The sequence below is a fragment of the Actinomadura scrupuli genome (genome assembly GCF_050971785.1).
Lineage (GTDB): Bacteria > Actinomycetota > Actinomycetes > Streptosporangiales > Streptosporangiaceae > Actinomadura_E > Actinomadura_E scrupuli.
On sequence record NZ_JBPCCU010000016.1, the window covers coordinates 15,971 to 29,365 of the forward strand.

The window sequence follows — 13,395 nt, forward strand, 5'->3', positions numbered from 1 at the left end:
TGGCACGGCGGCGCCCGCGGCCGGTTCAGGACTTCGCGGTGAACCCGATGTCCTCGTAGGCCAGGTCGTAGAAGCCGCCGGCACCGAAGTTGGCCAGGTTGGCGCGGGTGCCGATCAGCTGGGGCCGCTGGTAGAGCGGGAGCACGCTGACCTGCTGCCAGACCAGCCGGTCGACCTCGTTGGTGAGCCGCCGTGCCCTCTGCGGATCGAGCTCCCCCATCGCCTCGTCCATCGAGGCGTCGATCTGCGTCGTGCCGATCCGGGCGTAGTTCTGCTGGATCCGGTCACCGCGCGGCTGGGCGAAGACCGACCGGTTCGACGAGACCGGGAACGGGGTGCCCAGCCAGGCGAACGGCACGATGTCGAAGTTGCCCGGTGAGACGTACTTGTCGAACAGGTCGTCGGTGGGCACCGACCGGATGTCCACTCCGACGGCGATCCGCGCGAGCATCGCCTGGATGAGCTCGGCCTCCTGCCTGCTGCCCGAGACCCCGGAGGGCACCACCATCCGCAGGGTCAGGGCCCTGCCGTCCTTGACCCGGCGGTCCCCGCTGCGCACCCAGCCCGCCTCGTCGAGCAGCCGCCCCGCCCGGGCCGGGTCGTAGCCCCGCAGCTCCCCCGCGTTGTCGCGGTAGCCCTCCTGGGTGTTGACGAAGAAGTGGTTGCCCAGGGTCTGGACGGGCCAGTTGAGGCCCTTGAGATCGGACTCGGCGATCGCCCTGCGGTCGATGCCCAGCGCGAGCGCCTGGCGGACCCGGAGATCCGACAGCGGCGGGCGGGCGGCGTTCAGCGTGAGCTGCCGCCAGTCCGGGCCGCCCGCCCGGCGGACCACCGCGCCCCTCACCCGCTTGACCCGGGCGTACGCGCTGGCGTCGCCGCCGATGTCGAGCAGGTCGACCTCACCGTTGGCGAACGCCCCGGGGATCGCGCTGGAGTCCATCGCCCGGAACACGATCGAGTCGAGCTTGGCGGGCCGCCCCCACCAGCGGGTGTTGCGGACGATCGTGACGGACTTGGCGGTGCGGTCCAGGCCGCCCAGCCGGAACGGTCCCGCCGTCACCGGGATGCGGTTGAGCCAGCCGCGGTTGAACACCTCCGGATCGGTGCCGGACCCGGCCGGGTAGAGCGGGCTGAACAGGCCGGACCAGTCCGCGAACGGCCGGGCGAAGGTCACCACGACCTGGTGGTCGTCGCGGCCGCGCGCGACCCGCGCGATCTGGTCGTAGCCGGTGCTGGAGACGATCTGGAAGCGCCGGTCCCGGCCGGACAGCGCCGACGCCTGTGCCGCGAAGTCGCGGTAGGTGATCTGGGTGCCGTCGGACCAGACGGCCCGGGGATTGAGGGTGTAGGTGACGACCTGCTGGGGGGTGTTGCGGGTCACCCTGGCGGCCAGGACATAGTCGGGGTCCGGGTGCGGGAGGCCCTTCTCGTCGGACGGCATCAGCACGGGCATCAGCCCGCGGATGACGTTGAGCACCACGCCCTTGGCGCCGTTGGCGTGGTTGGAGTTCCACTGTGCCGGGAACTCCGGCAGCGGCCAGCGCAAGGTGCCGCCGCTGCGGACCTGCTCGCGCGGCACCGGGTTGACGTCGTAGGCCGCGAGCTTGGCGACCTTGGCGTGGCCCGGCGACTCGGGCGCGCCGCAGGCGCTCACCAGCAGGAGCACGGCGACCAGCGGAATGGACGGCTTCACGATCTCTCCTCGATGTGGTGGCATGCCACCCGCTGGTCCCCCGCCAGCGGGCGCAGCCCGGGCTCCTCCCGCGCGCAGCGGTGACGCCGCTCCAGGTCCAGCTCCGTGTACAGCGGGCAGCGGGACCGGAACCGGCAGCCCGGCGAGGCCCCGTCGGCGGCGCCCGGTGGCTCGCCTCGCAGCAACACCCGGGTGCGGGCCCGCTCCCGGTCCGGATCCGGCACCGGGACCGCCGCCACCAGCGCCCGGGTGTACGGGTGCGCGGGCGACCGCAGCACCTGGTCCGCCTCGCCCAGCTCGGCGATCCGCCCGCGGTACATGACCGCGACCCGGTCGGCGATGTGCCGGACGACGGCGAGGTCGTGCGCGACGAACAGGTAGGACAGGTTCAGCCGGCCCTTCAGCTCCCGGAGCAGGTTGATCACGCCCGCCTGCACGGAGACGTCCAGGGCCGACACCGGCTCGTCGAGGACGATCAGCCGGGGCCCCAGCGCGAGCGCCCGGGCGATGCCGATCCGCTGCCGCTGCCCGCCGGAGAAGGCCGCCGGGTAGCGGTCCGCGTGCGAGGGTTCGAGCCGGACCAGCGTCAGCAGTTCCTCGACCCGGGCGGCGACGGCGGGCGCCCGCCATCCGTGCGCCCGCAGCGGCTCGGCGAGGATGTCGGCGACCGGCATCCGCGGATCCAGGGCGGCGAGCGGGTCCTGGAAGACGACCTGCAGGTCGCGGCGCAGCTCCTTGCGCTCGGCCCGCCGCAGCCCCGTGACGTCCCGGCCGAGCACGGTGATGCGGCCCCGCTGGGGGGCGGCCAGCCGCAGGATCTCGTGCAGGGTCGTGGTCTTGCCGCATCCGGACTCGCCGACCAGGCCGAGGGTCTCGCCCTCGCGGATGTCGAAGCCGATCCCGTCGACCGCCCGCACGGTGCCGGCCCGCCGCCGGAACACCGTCCCCCTGCGCAGGGGGAAGTGCCGGGCGAGGTCGGTCACCTCCAGGACGGCGGCCCGCTCGGCACGCGGCGGGCGGGGACCGTCCACCGGGACCCGCGGCACCGGGAAGATCCGCCCCGGGTCGCCGAGCTCCTCGACGCAGGCGGCCAGATGGCCCGGCGCCCCGGCGGGCGCGAGGGCGGGCTCGGCCGCGGAGCACCGCGGGGTGGAGACCGGGCAGCGGGGCTCGAAGGCGCAGCCCGGCGGCGGCTCCGGGGCGGACGGCGGGCCGCCCTCGATCGGCACCAGCGCGGCCGGGTCGCCGTCCAGGCGCGGCGTGCAGCCCAGCAGGCCGATGGTGTACGGCATGCGGGGCCGGTAGTAGACGTCGCCGACGGCCCCGGTCTCGACCACCCGCCCCGCGTACATCACCAGGACCCGGTCGGCCAGGCCGGCGACCACCCCGAGATCGTGGGTGACCAGGACGACGGCGGCGCCGGTCGCCTCCTTGGCGACCCGCAGCACCTCCAGCACCTGGGCCTGGATCGTCACGTCCAGCGCGGTGGTGGGCTCGTCGGCGATGAGCACCGCCGGGTCGTTGGCGATCGCCATGGCGATCAGCGCGCGCTGGCGCATGCCGCCGGAGAACTCGTGCGGGAACGCGCGCGCCCGCACGGCCGGGTCGGGGATGCCCACGAGGTCCAGCAGCTCCACCGCCCTGCGGCGGGCCGCCTGCCGGCCGGCGCCGGTGTGGATCCGGACGGCCTCGGCGATCTGGTCGCCGATCGGGTAGACCGGCGTGAAGGCCGACTGCGGGTCCTGGAAGACCATCGCCAGCTCCCTGCCGCGCACCTGGGCGAGCTCGCGGTCGGAGCGGCCGAGCAGTTCCCGGCCGCGCAGCCGTACGGAACCGGTGGCGGTGGCGGTGGGGGGCAGCAGGCCCATCATGGCGAGCGCGGTGACCGACTTGCCGGAGCCGGACTCGCCGACGATGCCGAGCACCTCTCCGGGGGCGAGCGAGAGGCTCACCCCCCGGACGACGCTGCGGCCGGGCCGGAAGACGACCCGCAGGTCGTCGACCTCGAGCACGGGGGCCCGCGCGGGACCGGCCGGCGGAGCGCTCATGCGGACCGGGCCGGGTCGAGGGCGTCGCGCAGCCCGTCGCCGATCAGGTTGGCACTGAGCACGGTCAGCACCAGCAGCGCGGCCGCGGGCACGAACAGCCACGGGTAGGTGGTCGCGGCCCCGGCCCCGTCGGCGATGACCGTGCCGAGTGAGCTGTCGGGAGGCTGGACTCCGAACCCGAAGTAGGACAGCGCGCTCTCCCCGATGATCGCGACGCTGACGTTGAGGGTCGCGTCGATGATCAGCAGCGAGGCGAGGTTGGGCAGGATGTGCCGCAGGATGATGCGCGGCGCGCCGACCCCCATGTAGCGGGCCGCCAGGACGTACTCCCGGTCCTTCAGCGAGAGCGTCATGCCCCGCACGACGCGGGCCGTCACCATCCACATGAATCCGGCCAGCAGCCCGATGAAGACCGGCCAGCCGCCGTGCGCGAGCGTCGGCCCGACCACGGCGATGACCAGGAACGACGGCAGGACCAGCAGCAGGTCCACGCACCACATCAGGATCCGGTCCGCCCAGCCGCCGAGATAGCCGGCGAAGGACCCGACCAGGGCGGCCAGGCCGGTGGAGACGACCGCGACGAACAGGCCGATGATCAGCGACTTCTGCATGCCGCGCAGGGTGACGGCGAAGACGTCCCGGCCGCTCTGCGTGGTGCCCAGCCAGTGGGCGGCGGACGGCGGCTCGCGGAAGGCGGTGAAGTCGGTGGCCTGCCACGACCACCTGGACAGCTGGGGCCCGGCGAACGCGAGCAGGAACAGCAGCGCCAGCAGTATCACCCCGGCCGTGGCGCCGGGACTGCGCAGCAGGCGGCGCAGCACGAGGGGGGCGCGGCGCGGGACCTGGGACCGCACCACGACCGCGGAGTCGTCGATCATCGTGGTCATGCCGTCACCCGCACCCGCGGATCCAGGGCGCCCTGCGCCACGTCGGAGCACAGGCCGGCGAGCAGCACCAGCCCGGCGGCGAAGCAGTCGAACGCCGCGACCACGTTGACGTCGCCGCGTGAGATGGAGTCGATCAGCCACTCCCCCATGCCGTGCCAGCCGAAGATCTTCTCGGTGAAGGTCGCGCCGAGCAGCAGCAGCCCGAAGTTGTAGGCGAAGTAGGTCGTCACCGGGATCAGCGCGGTGCGCAGCGCGTGCCGGCGCAGCGCGGTCCGCCGCCGCAGCCCCTTGGCCAGCGCGGTCCGGACGTAGTCCGCGGACAGCACGTCCAGCATCATGCTGCGCTGGTAGCGGCTGTAGACCGCGGCCTGGGCGAGCACGATGGTCAGCGTGGGCAGCACCAGGTGCCGCAGCCGGCTGCCCAGGCCGCCGCCGGGGGCGCTCTCCCCCGTCCATTCCAGCAGCCGGGTGCCGGTGCGGTCGTTGATCCACTGGCCGCAGATCTGCAGCAGCACGGCGAGCACGAACACCGGCACCGCCATGATCACGAAGGAGCCCAGCGTGGTGACGCGATCGCCCAGCCGGTGCCGCCGGACCGCTCCATGGGCACCGGCCAGCACGCCGAGCACGCAGCCCAGCACGCAGCCGGCCAGCAGCAGCCGCAGGCTCACCCACACCCGGCGCTCCATCTCGGCGCCGACCGGCTCGCCCTCCCAGGTGCGGCCGAGATCGCCGTGCAGCACCCCGGAGGCCCAGGTCGTGTAACGGTCCAGCAGCGGGGTCTTGTCGTTGAGGTTGAGCTCGGTGAGCCGGGCGTCGATCACCCATTCCGGCGGCCGCTGCGCGCGGTCCTCGAAGTTGGCCCGGGGGTCGAGGCTCGCCGCGGCGAGCAGGTAGGCCAGGCTCGCGGCCAGCGTGACCAGCACGGCGTAGTTGAGCAGCCTGCGCAGCAGGAACCCTGTCACCCGCCCTCCTCCTCGCCCGCGATCGTGACAGTACGCTACTGGAGTATCACGAAACGTACGGTTGGAGTGGCCAGTCCCGGCAGGCCGCTGAAACGAGTCTGATAACGCTCTCCACAGGCCCGCAAGATCAGGACATTCATCCCTTTTCCCTTACGCTTTCCCACGACGTGACGTGCGACGGCGGAGGGACAGCAACGATGACGGCCGGCCGTGAGCGCTGGATCGTCCGGGCGGCACTGCTGCTGACCCTGACGGCCGTCCTGATGGTCGCGGCCTCGCTGCTGATCGGCACCGACGTACCCGGCGCGCTGCGCATGCCGCTGTGGCACCCGGAGATCGTGGTGGCGCTGACCTACACGCCCGTGGGCTCGCTGCTGCTGCGGCACCGGCCCGGGCTCAAGGTCGCCTGGCTGATGGTCGCGGCGGGGCAGTGCGCGGCGCTGTACGTGCTGTCGCTCAACCTGGCCCCCTGGCTGATCCTCCATCACGGCCCGGGCGGCGACTTCTTCCTGTGGCTGACCTACTGGCTGTGGGCGGTCGACACCTACGGCCTGATCCTGGTGATGCCCCTGATCTTCCCGGACGGCCGGCTGGTGTCGCGGTGGTTCCGCCCGGTGCTGGTCTCGGCCCTGCTGGTGCCGGTCATGATCTGCGTCCATCTGACGTACGAGCCCGACATCCGCCGGTTCGACAACGGCGTCTCCTCCTATCCGGTCCAGGACGTACCCCTGATCATCGGCGGGACGCTGCTGGTCACCCTCGCGCTCGGCCTGGTGTCGGTCGCGATCCGGTTCCTGCACTCCCCGTCCGACGTGCGGCGCCAGATCATCTGGGTCATCTACCCGGGACTGATCACTCAGGCGGTGGTCTTCGTCGGCGAGGTGACCCCCATCCCGGACGTGATCCGCAACGCCTCGGTGGCGCTGGTCCCGTTGTGCGTGGCGATCGCCATCACCCGGTACCGGCTCTACGACATCGACATCGTCGTCAACCGCACGCTCGTCTACGTCGGCCTGGTGGCAGTGATCACCACGGTCTACTTCGCGCTCGTCGGCGCGACCAGCCTGGTCGTGGCAGGGCAGGGCCAGCTCGCCGGCCTGGTGGGGGCGATCGCCGCGGGCGCGGTGTTCGAACCGGCCCGGCGGCGCCTGCAGCGCAGCGTCGACCGGCTGATGCACGGGGAGCGGGACCCCTACCGGCTCGCCGACCAGCTGAACCGCCGGCTGCAGACCGCCTCCGACCCCGCCGACGCCCTGGCGACCGCCGCCCAGACCGTGCGGGAGGCGCTCGGGGCCTCGGGCGTGGTGATCGAGGTGCTGGACCGGGAGGGGCGGGCCGCCCGGGCCGAGGACGGCGACCTCGGGGCCCGCCCGCAGGTCATCCCGCTGATCTGGGGAGGCGAGCCGGTGGGCCGGCTGATCTTCTCCCGCTCGGACCCCCCGGACATCCGGCTGGCCTCCGTACTGGCCCGCAACCTGGCCACGGTCGCCAACGCGGTGCGGCTCGCCGCCGACGTGCAGCGCTCCCGGGAGCGCATCCTCAGCACCCGGGAGGAGGAGCGACGCCGGCTGCGCCGCGACCTGCACGACGGGCTGGGCCCGACGCTGGCCAGCCTCGCCATGACCGTGGACGCGGCCCGCATCACGCTGCCGAAGGACCCCGCGGCGGTGGATCCGCTGCTGGAGGTCCTGCGCACCACCATGGGCCGGGCGATCGGCGACATCCGCGAGCTCGTCTACGGCCTGCGCCCCCCGGCCCTGGACGATCTGGGCCTGCTGGGAGCCATCATGGCGCTGGCGGACAACATCACCGAGATCACCGGCCCGCGCGTCGAGGTCGAGGTCGACGGGGAGCTGGAGGACCTGCCGGCGGCCGTGGAGGTCGCGGCCTACCGCATCATCCAGGAGGCGATCACCAACATCCGGCGGCACGCCGCGGCGGGCGTCGTGGTGGTACGGCTCGAACGCGGCACCGCGCTGCAGGTGAGCATCACCGACGACGGGGTGGGCGTGTCCGGGCGCAGCCGCGCCGGAGTGGGCATGTCGTCGATGCGCGAACGCGCCGCGGAGCTGGGCGGGTCCTGCCAGATCGGGCCCGGCCCGGAGGGCGGCACCCGCGTCCTGGCCCGCCTGCCGATCAACGTGGCGGTGGTATGAGCCCGCGAAGGGCCGGTGGCCGCCCCCCGCCAAGACGGTGACCACCGGCCCGCTCGCTCCGCGCGGATCGCAGGGCTCCCATCCGTTGATCCACGCGGCCCCTCACAGGGTGTGCGAGTAGCACGCTACGAGCCCGGGCATCCCGGCCAGAAGGGACGGGGGTCCCGCCCCGGGCAGGACCGATGACTAGCCGAACACCGTGGCGTCGGCCTTGCCGAGCAGGGTGACCAGCTCGTTCCCCTCGTCGGGGCTGAGGACCTCGAAGGCGGGGGCGACCAGGCCGTCGGTGAGCTGCTCGGCCCTGGCCCGCCGCTCCCTCAGCTCCGCGGTGGCGTCCGGGTAGGGCCGGGGCCAGCCGAAGAACTCCGCGTTGGCCTCGCCGCCCGGGACCAGGGCCGAGGTACCGGTCAGCACGGCCTCCAGCGGGGACAGCCCGGTGGCCAGCACGGCGACCAGGTGCAGCCCGTTGCGCAGTTCCCGCAGCACGTGGGCGAGCTGGGAGACGCGGGCCGGGCCGTCATCGGCCAGCGGCATGGCCCGCCAGCCCGCGAACAGCGGGGCGCCCGTCACGTCGGCGCGGCCGACGACCAGCTGGAGCAGGTCGGCCAGCCGGTCCGCGTCGGGGAAGCCGGCCAGCTTCCGGCGTCCGAATTCCTGGCATATCACTGCATAGCGGTTGGCCGCCTGGGCGGCCGGCAGGCTCGCCGCCGCCTCCCAGGCCTCCCGGACGGCACTGCCGGGGAAGAACCCGGCCGCCGAGACGACCACGTCGGCGTCGACCTCGCCCAGGACGCCGCACCGGCCGCGGAAGTACGGTGCCCAGCCCGCGAAACCGGTCTCCTGGGCGAAGACCTTGGCCTCTCTCGAGATCATGAACGCCCCGCCCAGCCGGCCGACGGGGTCCTTCACCGCCGTCGCGACCATGCGCGCGTCAGTCATGGGGCCTCCCTGCAATCCGAACCGGATTCCAGGGATCTTAGGCCGCCTCAGCCGGAGTGTCGCGGCTGGGGCCACCCGGCCCGGGTCTCGCCCTCCGCCACCAGGACCGCCGGGCCGCGCAGCCTGCTGGTCGTGCCGTCGAAGATCACCGTGACCCGGCCGCCGGGCACGTCCACCAGCCAGTCACCGGCCGGCAGGCGCCCCGCCGCGATCGCCTCCGCCTCGCCGGGACCGGCGGCCGCGACCGCCGCGGCGACCGCGGTCGCGACGGACCCGCTGCCGCAGGAGCGGGTCTCGCCGGAGCCCCGCTCGTACACCCGCATCTCCACGTGCCGCTCGCCGACCGGCCGGAACAGCTCGACGTTGACCCCGTCGGGGAAGACCGCCGGGTCGAAGGACGGCGGCAGCGACAGGTCGAGGTCCCACACCGGCTCGTCGATCAGGCAGGCCAGGTGCGGGTTGCCCAGGGACACCCGCAGCCCGCCGTAGGACCGCCCGGCCACCAGCGCGGTGCCGGGGCCCCGCACGTCCGGGGGGCCCATGTCGACGGTGACGTCACCGGACGCGGCCAGCTCGACCCGGTGCAGGCCGGCGCGGGTCGCCACCCGCCACTCGCCCGGCGCGGCCAGGCCCTCCTCGACCAGGAAACGGGCGAAGACCCGGAGCCCGTTGCCGCACACCTCGGCGAGGCTGCCGTCGGCGTTGCGGTAGTCCATGAACCACTCGGCGTCGCCGGCCAGCGCCTCGGCCCGCGGGTCACCCGAGGTCTTGCAGCGCACGACCCGCAGCACGCCGTCCGCGCCGATCCCCGCCCGCCGGTCGCACAGCGTGGTGACGGTCTCCGGCGTGAGATCGAGCGATCCGTCCGGGTCGGGCAGGATGACGAAGTCGTTCTCGGTCCCATGCCCCTTGATGAATCGCATGGCGCGATCGTATCCGGCGGGCCCCGGCTACGCGCGCACCACCGCGAGCGCCTGCTCCAGCAGGTCTGGGGCGTCGTAGCGCAGCCAGCGGACCCGGGGGTCACGGCGGAACCACGACTCCTGGCGGCGGGCGAACCGCCGGGTGGCCCGGGCGGTCTCCTCGATGGCCTGCTCCGGCGTCCACTCACCGGCCAGGGCCCGCAGCACCTGGGCGTAACCGAGCGCGCGGCCGGCCGTCAGCCCCTCCCGCAGCCCGGCCGCCTCCAGGGTCCTCACCTCCTCGACCAGGCCCGCCTCCCACATCCGCCGCACCCGGAGGCCGATGCGCTCGTCCAGATCCGCGCGGGGCACGGTCAGCCCGATCTGCACGGCGTCGCCGAGGTAGCGGTAGGCGGGCAGCGTGGCGGTGAACGGCCGCCCGGAGATCTCGATCACTTCCAGGGCGCGCACGATCCGGCGCCCGTTGCTGATCAGGATCGCCTCCGCCGCGGGCGGGTCCTGGGCGCGCAGCCGTTCGTGCAGCGGGCCCGGCCCGTGCTCGGCCAGCTCCGCCTCCAGCCGGGCCCGCACCGCCGGATCGGTGCCCGGGAACTCCAGGTCGTCCAGCGCCGCCCTGACGTACAGCCCGGAGCCGCCGACCAGCAGCGGGACCCGGCCCCGCCCGCGGACCTCGTCGATGGCCCGGCGCGCCAGGTCCTGGTACTCCGCGACGCTCGCGGTCCGGGTCACCTCCCAGACGTCCAGCAGATGGTGCGGGACACCGCGCCGCTCCGCCGGGGCCAGCTTGGCGGTGCCGACGTCCATGCCCCGGTACAGCTGCATCGAGTCCGCGTTGATCACCTCGCCGCCGAGCCGCAGCGCCAGCTCCACCGCGAGATCGGACTTGCCGGCGGCGGTCGGGCCGACCACGGCGATCACCCGCCGGGTCGCCGGGTCCATCGCCGGGCCGGTCGCGGGGCCGGTCGCGGGGCCGGCTCCGGGGCCGGCGACATCGCCAAGGGTCACGGGCTAAGTGTGACAACAGAATGGGTATGGCTGGTCCCGTACGGGTGCCGTACGGCACCGAACCGATCATCGGGGGACGCTCACATGTCGATCATCGACAAGGTCAAGGAGATGCTCGGCCGGCACACCGACAAGGCCCACGACGCCGTCGACAAGGCCGGCGACATGTTCGACCGGCGGACCGGCGGGAAGTACGCCGACAAGGTCGACAAGGCGCAGGACCAGGCCCACAGGTACGCCGAGCAACAGCGCCGCGGAGACGTGCCTCCGTCGGTCTGACCGGCCCCGCACCGCCCGGCCGCCCACGGGGTCATGGGCTCACGGGGGTCATGGGGTCACGGGGTCATGGGGTCACCGGCTCACGGGGCTCCAGCTGGCCACGAGATAGCCGACGCCGTACGGCGCCTCGTCGGCGAGCAGGGTGCCGCGCAGCCGCGTCCGGCCGGCCGCCCCGGCGAGCACCTGCCAGGCCGCGCGCCCGGCCGCCAGCAGCTCCCGCGAGACCGCGGGATCCAATCCCGCCAGCGTGGCGGCGTCGGCGGCCGCCAGCGCCCGGCCGACGAAGGCGTCGTACGGCTCGGCCCGGTCGTCGTGGTAGCCTGGCGACTTCTCGCCCCGGCAGGCGGACCCGTCCCCGAGGACCAGCAGGCCCACCCGGGCGGCCGACCCGGCCAGCTCCGCGCCCAGCTCCAGGCACTCCGCCGCCGGGGCGTCCTCGGCCACGCCCTGGAACCTCACATCCGTGATCGCGCCGGGTCCGCCGCCGCGGTGGCGGGCCAGCAGCCAGCGGCCGATGGTCAGCGACAGCGGGAGCACCGGCGCGCCCGGGCCGACGGTCAGCCCGACGCCGTACGGCTCCAGGCTCCCGGCCGCGTCCGCCCCGTACGCCCGCGTCGCGGTGTCCGCCCCGACCACCACCAGCGATCCCGCCCCGAGGGCGGCCACGAGGCGGTCGACCGCCTCGTCGCAGGCGTCCCGCAGGGCGTCCAGCTCCGCGGCCGCGGCTCCGGCGACCTCCGGGACGAGCAGGGGCGGATGCGGGCAGACCGCGGCGGCGATCAGGGGCACGCGGAGCAGCCGGAGGCCGCCGGTGCCGTCGTGGCGGGCGGGCCGACCGCGGGCATGCCCAGCGAGACTCCCCGGGGCGCGGCGGGCCGGCCCTGGCGGGCCTCCCAGGCGTCGCCCGCGCGCGTCCGCCGGACGGTGGCGGGGGCCCCGTCGGCGACCAGATGGTGCGGTGCCGCGTAGGTCACCTGGACCGTGGCCATGTCGCCGGGCCGCGGCAGCTCGGCCCCCGGCGAGAAGTGCACGAGGCGGTTGTCGGGGGCCCGGCCGGACAGCCGGTGGGTGGCCTGGTCCTTCCGGCCCTCCCCCTCGGCGACCAGCACCTCCAGGGTGCGGCCGAGCTGCCTGCCGTTCTCCGCCCAGGAGATCTCCTCCTGCAGGGCGACGAGCCGTTCGTACCGCTCCTGCACGACCTCCTTGGGCACCTGGCCGTCCATGGTCGCCGCGGGCGTGCCCGGGCGCTTGGAGTACTGGAAGGTGAAGGCGCCGGAGAAGCGGGCCTCGCGCACCACGTGGAGGGTCTGCTCGAAGTCGGCCTCCGTCTCGCCGGGGAAGCCGACGATGATGTCGGTGGTGATGGCGGCGTCCGGGATGGCCGCGCGGACCCGGTCGATGATCCCCAGGTAGCGCTCCTGCCGGTACGAGCGGCGCATCGCCTTGAGCACGGGGTCGGAGCCGGACTGCAGCGGCATGTGCAGCGACGGCATGACGTTGGGGGTCTCGGCCATCGCCGCGATCACGTCGTCGGTGAAGTCGCGCGGGTGGGGGCTGGTGAACCGCACCCGCTCCAGCCCGTCGATCCGCCCGCAGGCGCGCAGCAGCTTGGCGAACGCCTGCCGGTCGGCGGCGACGTCGCCGAGGTCCCCGAAGCCCGAGCCGTAGGCGTTGACGTTCTGGCCGAGCAGGGTGATCTCCAGGACGCCCTCGGCGACCAGTGCCTCGACCTCCTGCAGGATGTCGCCCGGCCGGCGGTCCTTCTCGGTGCCGCGCAGCGCGGGCACGATGCAGAACGTGCACGTGTTGTTGCAGCCCACCGAGACCGACACCCAGGCGGCGTACGGCGACTCGCGCCGGGTCGGCAGCGTGGAGGGGAAGGTCTCCAGCGACTCGTGGATCTCGACCTGCGCCTCCTGGGCGATCCGCGCGCGCTCCAGCAGCACCGGCAGCGAGCCGATGTTGTGGGTGCCGAAGACCACGTCGACCCAGGGCGCCCGGCGGACGATCACGTCGCGGTCCTTCTGCGCGAGGCAGCCGCCGACCGCGATCTGCATCCCGGGGTGGGCGTCCTTGACCGGGCGCAGATGCCCGAGGTTGCCGTACAGCCGGTTGTCGGCGTTCTCCCGGACGGCACAGGTGTTGAAGACGACGACGTCCGGATCACCGGCGTCGTCCTTGACGTAGCCGGCCGCCTCCAGCAGGCCGGCCAGCCGCTCGGAGTCGTGGACGTTCATCTGGCAGCCGTACGTGCGGATGTCGTACGTACGCGGGTGCGTGATCGTGGGTGCGCTCATGACAGTCACCAAGGGTACGCGCCGGCGGAGGGGGCGCGCTCGTTCCCGTCCGCCGGACCGAAACCCACCCCGGACAGGGCGCGACACGCCCGGCGCGCGGACGAATCACCCGGTGAAATGGGTAAAGGTTTGGGAAAAAAGCTGACATCTACCTGGAGTTATGAGATCCGTAATCCGATCGGTACCGCTCGAAGTCATGATCT

Annotated in this window: 11 protein-coding genes; 2 read left to right on the forward strand and 9 right to left on the reverse strand. The window is 73.7% G+C overall.

All coding sequences use genetic code 11. The annotated features are described in order from the left end of the window. Nucleotides 1-25 precede the first annotated feature (25 nt). Genes ACRYCC_RS42185 through ACRYCC_RS42200 form a run of 4 tightly spaced genes read right to left on the reverse strand, consistent with a single transcriptional unit; the run spans nt 26 to nt 5,593 of the window. Nucleotides 26-1,693: an ABC transporter family substrate-binding protein gene (locus ACRYCC_RS42185; protein WP_433819782.1), complete on the reverse strand. Its 1,668-nt coding sequence runs from the start codon at nt 1,691-1,693 to the stop codon at nt 26-28. After that, on the reverse strand, nt 1,690-3,741 hold the full coding sequence (locus ACRYCC_RS42190; protein ID WP_433819784.1) for a dipeptide ABC transporter ATP-binding protein: 2,052 nt from the start codon (nt 3,739-3,741) through the stop codon (nt 1,690-1,692). Before ACRYCC_RS42190 ends, ACRYCC_RS42185 begins: the two co-directional genes overlap by 4 nt. Beyond that, complete coding sequence (locus tag ACRYCC_RS42195) at nt 3,738-4,628, reverse strand: ABC transporter permease (RefSeq protein WP_433819785.1); 891 nt, start codon at nt 4,626-4,628, stop codon at nt 3,738-3,740. Before ACRYCC_RS42195 ends, ACRYCC_RS42190 begins: the two co-directional genes overlap by 4 nt. Continuing rightward, nucleotides 4,625-5,593 carry an ABC transporter permease gene (locus tag ACRYCC_RS42200; RefSeq protein WP_433819786.1) on the reverse strand — a complete coding sequence of 323 codons (969 nt, stop codon included), beginning with the start codon at nt 5,591-5,593 and terminating at the stop codon, nt 4,625-4,627. Before ACRYCC_RS42200 ends, ACRYCC_RS42195 begins: the two co-directional genes overlap by 4 nt. Nucleotides 5,594-5,790: 197 nt before the next feature. On the opposite strand from ACRYCC_RS42200, the gene ACRYCC_RS42205 reads away from it, so the two are divergent. After that, nucleotides 5,791-7,749 carry a sensor histidine kinase gene (locus ACRYCC_RS42205; RefSeq protein ID WP_433819788.1) on the forward strand — a complete coding sequence of 653 codons (1,959 nt, stop codon included), beginning with the start codon at nt 5,791-5,793 and terminating at the stop codon, nt 7,747-7,749. A gap of 186 nt (nt 7,750-7,935) precedes the next feature. On the opposite strand, the gene ACRYCC_RS42210 is transcribed toward ACRYCC_RS42205, so the two are convergent. From ACRYCC_RS42210 to miaA, 3 genes are read right to left on the reverse strand one after another with little or no spacing between them, the layout of a single operon-like run. Beyond that, nucleotides 7,936-8,688, reverse strand: coding sequence for an SCO6745 family protein (locus ACRYCC_RS42210; protein ID WP_433819789.1), 753 nt, complete (start codon nt 8,686-8,688; stop codon nt 7,936-7,938). 47 nt (nt 8,689-8,735) lie between these two features. After that, nucleotides 8,736-9,611, reverse strand: coding sequence for a diaminopimelate epimerase (gene dapF, locus ACRYCC_RS42215; protein WP_433819790.1), 876 nt, complete (start codon nt 9,609-9,611; stop codon nt 8,736-8,738). Nucleotides 9,612-9,638: 27 nt separating this feature from the next. Continuing rightward, the gene (gene miaA / locus ACRYCC_RS42220; protein ID WP_433819896.1) at nt 9,639-10,550 is read right to left on the reverse strand and encodes a tRNA (adenosine(37)-N6)-dimethylallyltransferase MiaA; all 912 of its coding nucleotides are present in this window, start codon (nt 10,548-10,550) and stop codon (nt 9,639-9,641) included. A 150-nt stretch (nt 10,551-10,700) separates the two neighbouring features. On the opposite strand from miaA, the gene ACRYCC_RS42225 reads away from it, so the two are divergent. Beyond that, entirely contained in the window at nt 10,701-10,895 is a 195-nt protein-coding gene (locus ACRYCC_RS42225; RefSeq protein WP_433819792.1) for an antitoxin, read from the forward strand. A gap of 72 nt (nt 10,896-10,967) precedes the next feature. On the opposite strand, the gene ACRYCC_RS42230 is transcribed toward ACRYCC_RS42225, so the two are convergent. Both ACRYCC_RS42230 and miaB read right to left on the reverse strand, forming a co-directional pair. After that, nucleotides 10,968-11,684 (reverse strand): class III extradiol ring-cleavage dioxygenase family protein, encoded by a 717-nt coding sequence (locus ACRYCC_RS42230; RefSeq protein ID WP_433819793.1) that lies wholly within the window; start codon nt 11,682-11,684, stop codon nt 10,968-10,970. Further along, nucleotides 11,675-13,192 carry a tRNA (N6-isopentenyl adenosine(37)-C2)-methylthiotransferase MiaB gene (miaB, locus tag ACRYCC_RS42235; RefSeq protein WP_433819794.1) on the reverse strand — a complete coding sequence of 506 codons (1,518 nt, stop codon included), beginning with the start codon at nt 13,190-13,192 and terminating at the stop codon, nt 11,675-11,677. Before miaB ends, ACRYCC_RS42230 begins: the two co-directional genes overlap by 10 nt. Nucleotides 13,193-13,395 lie beyond the last annotated feature (203 nt).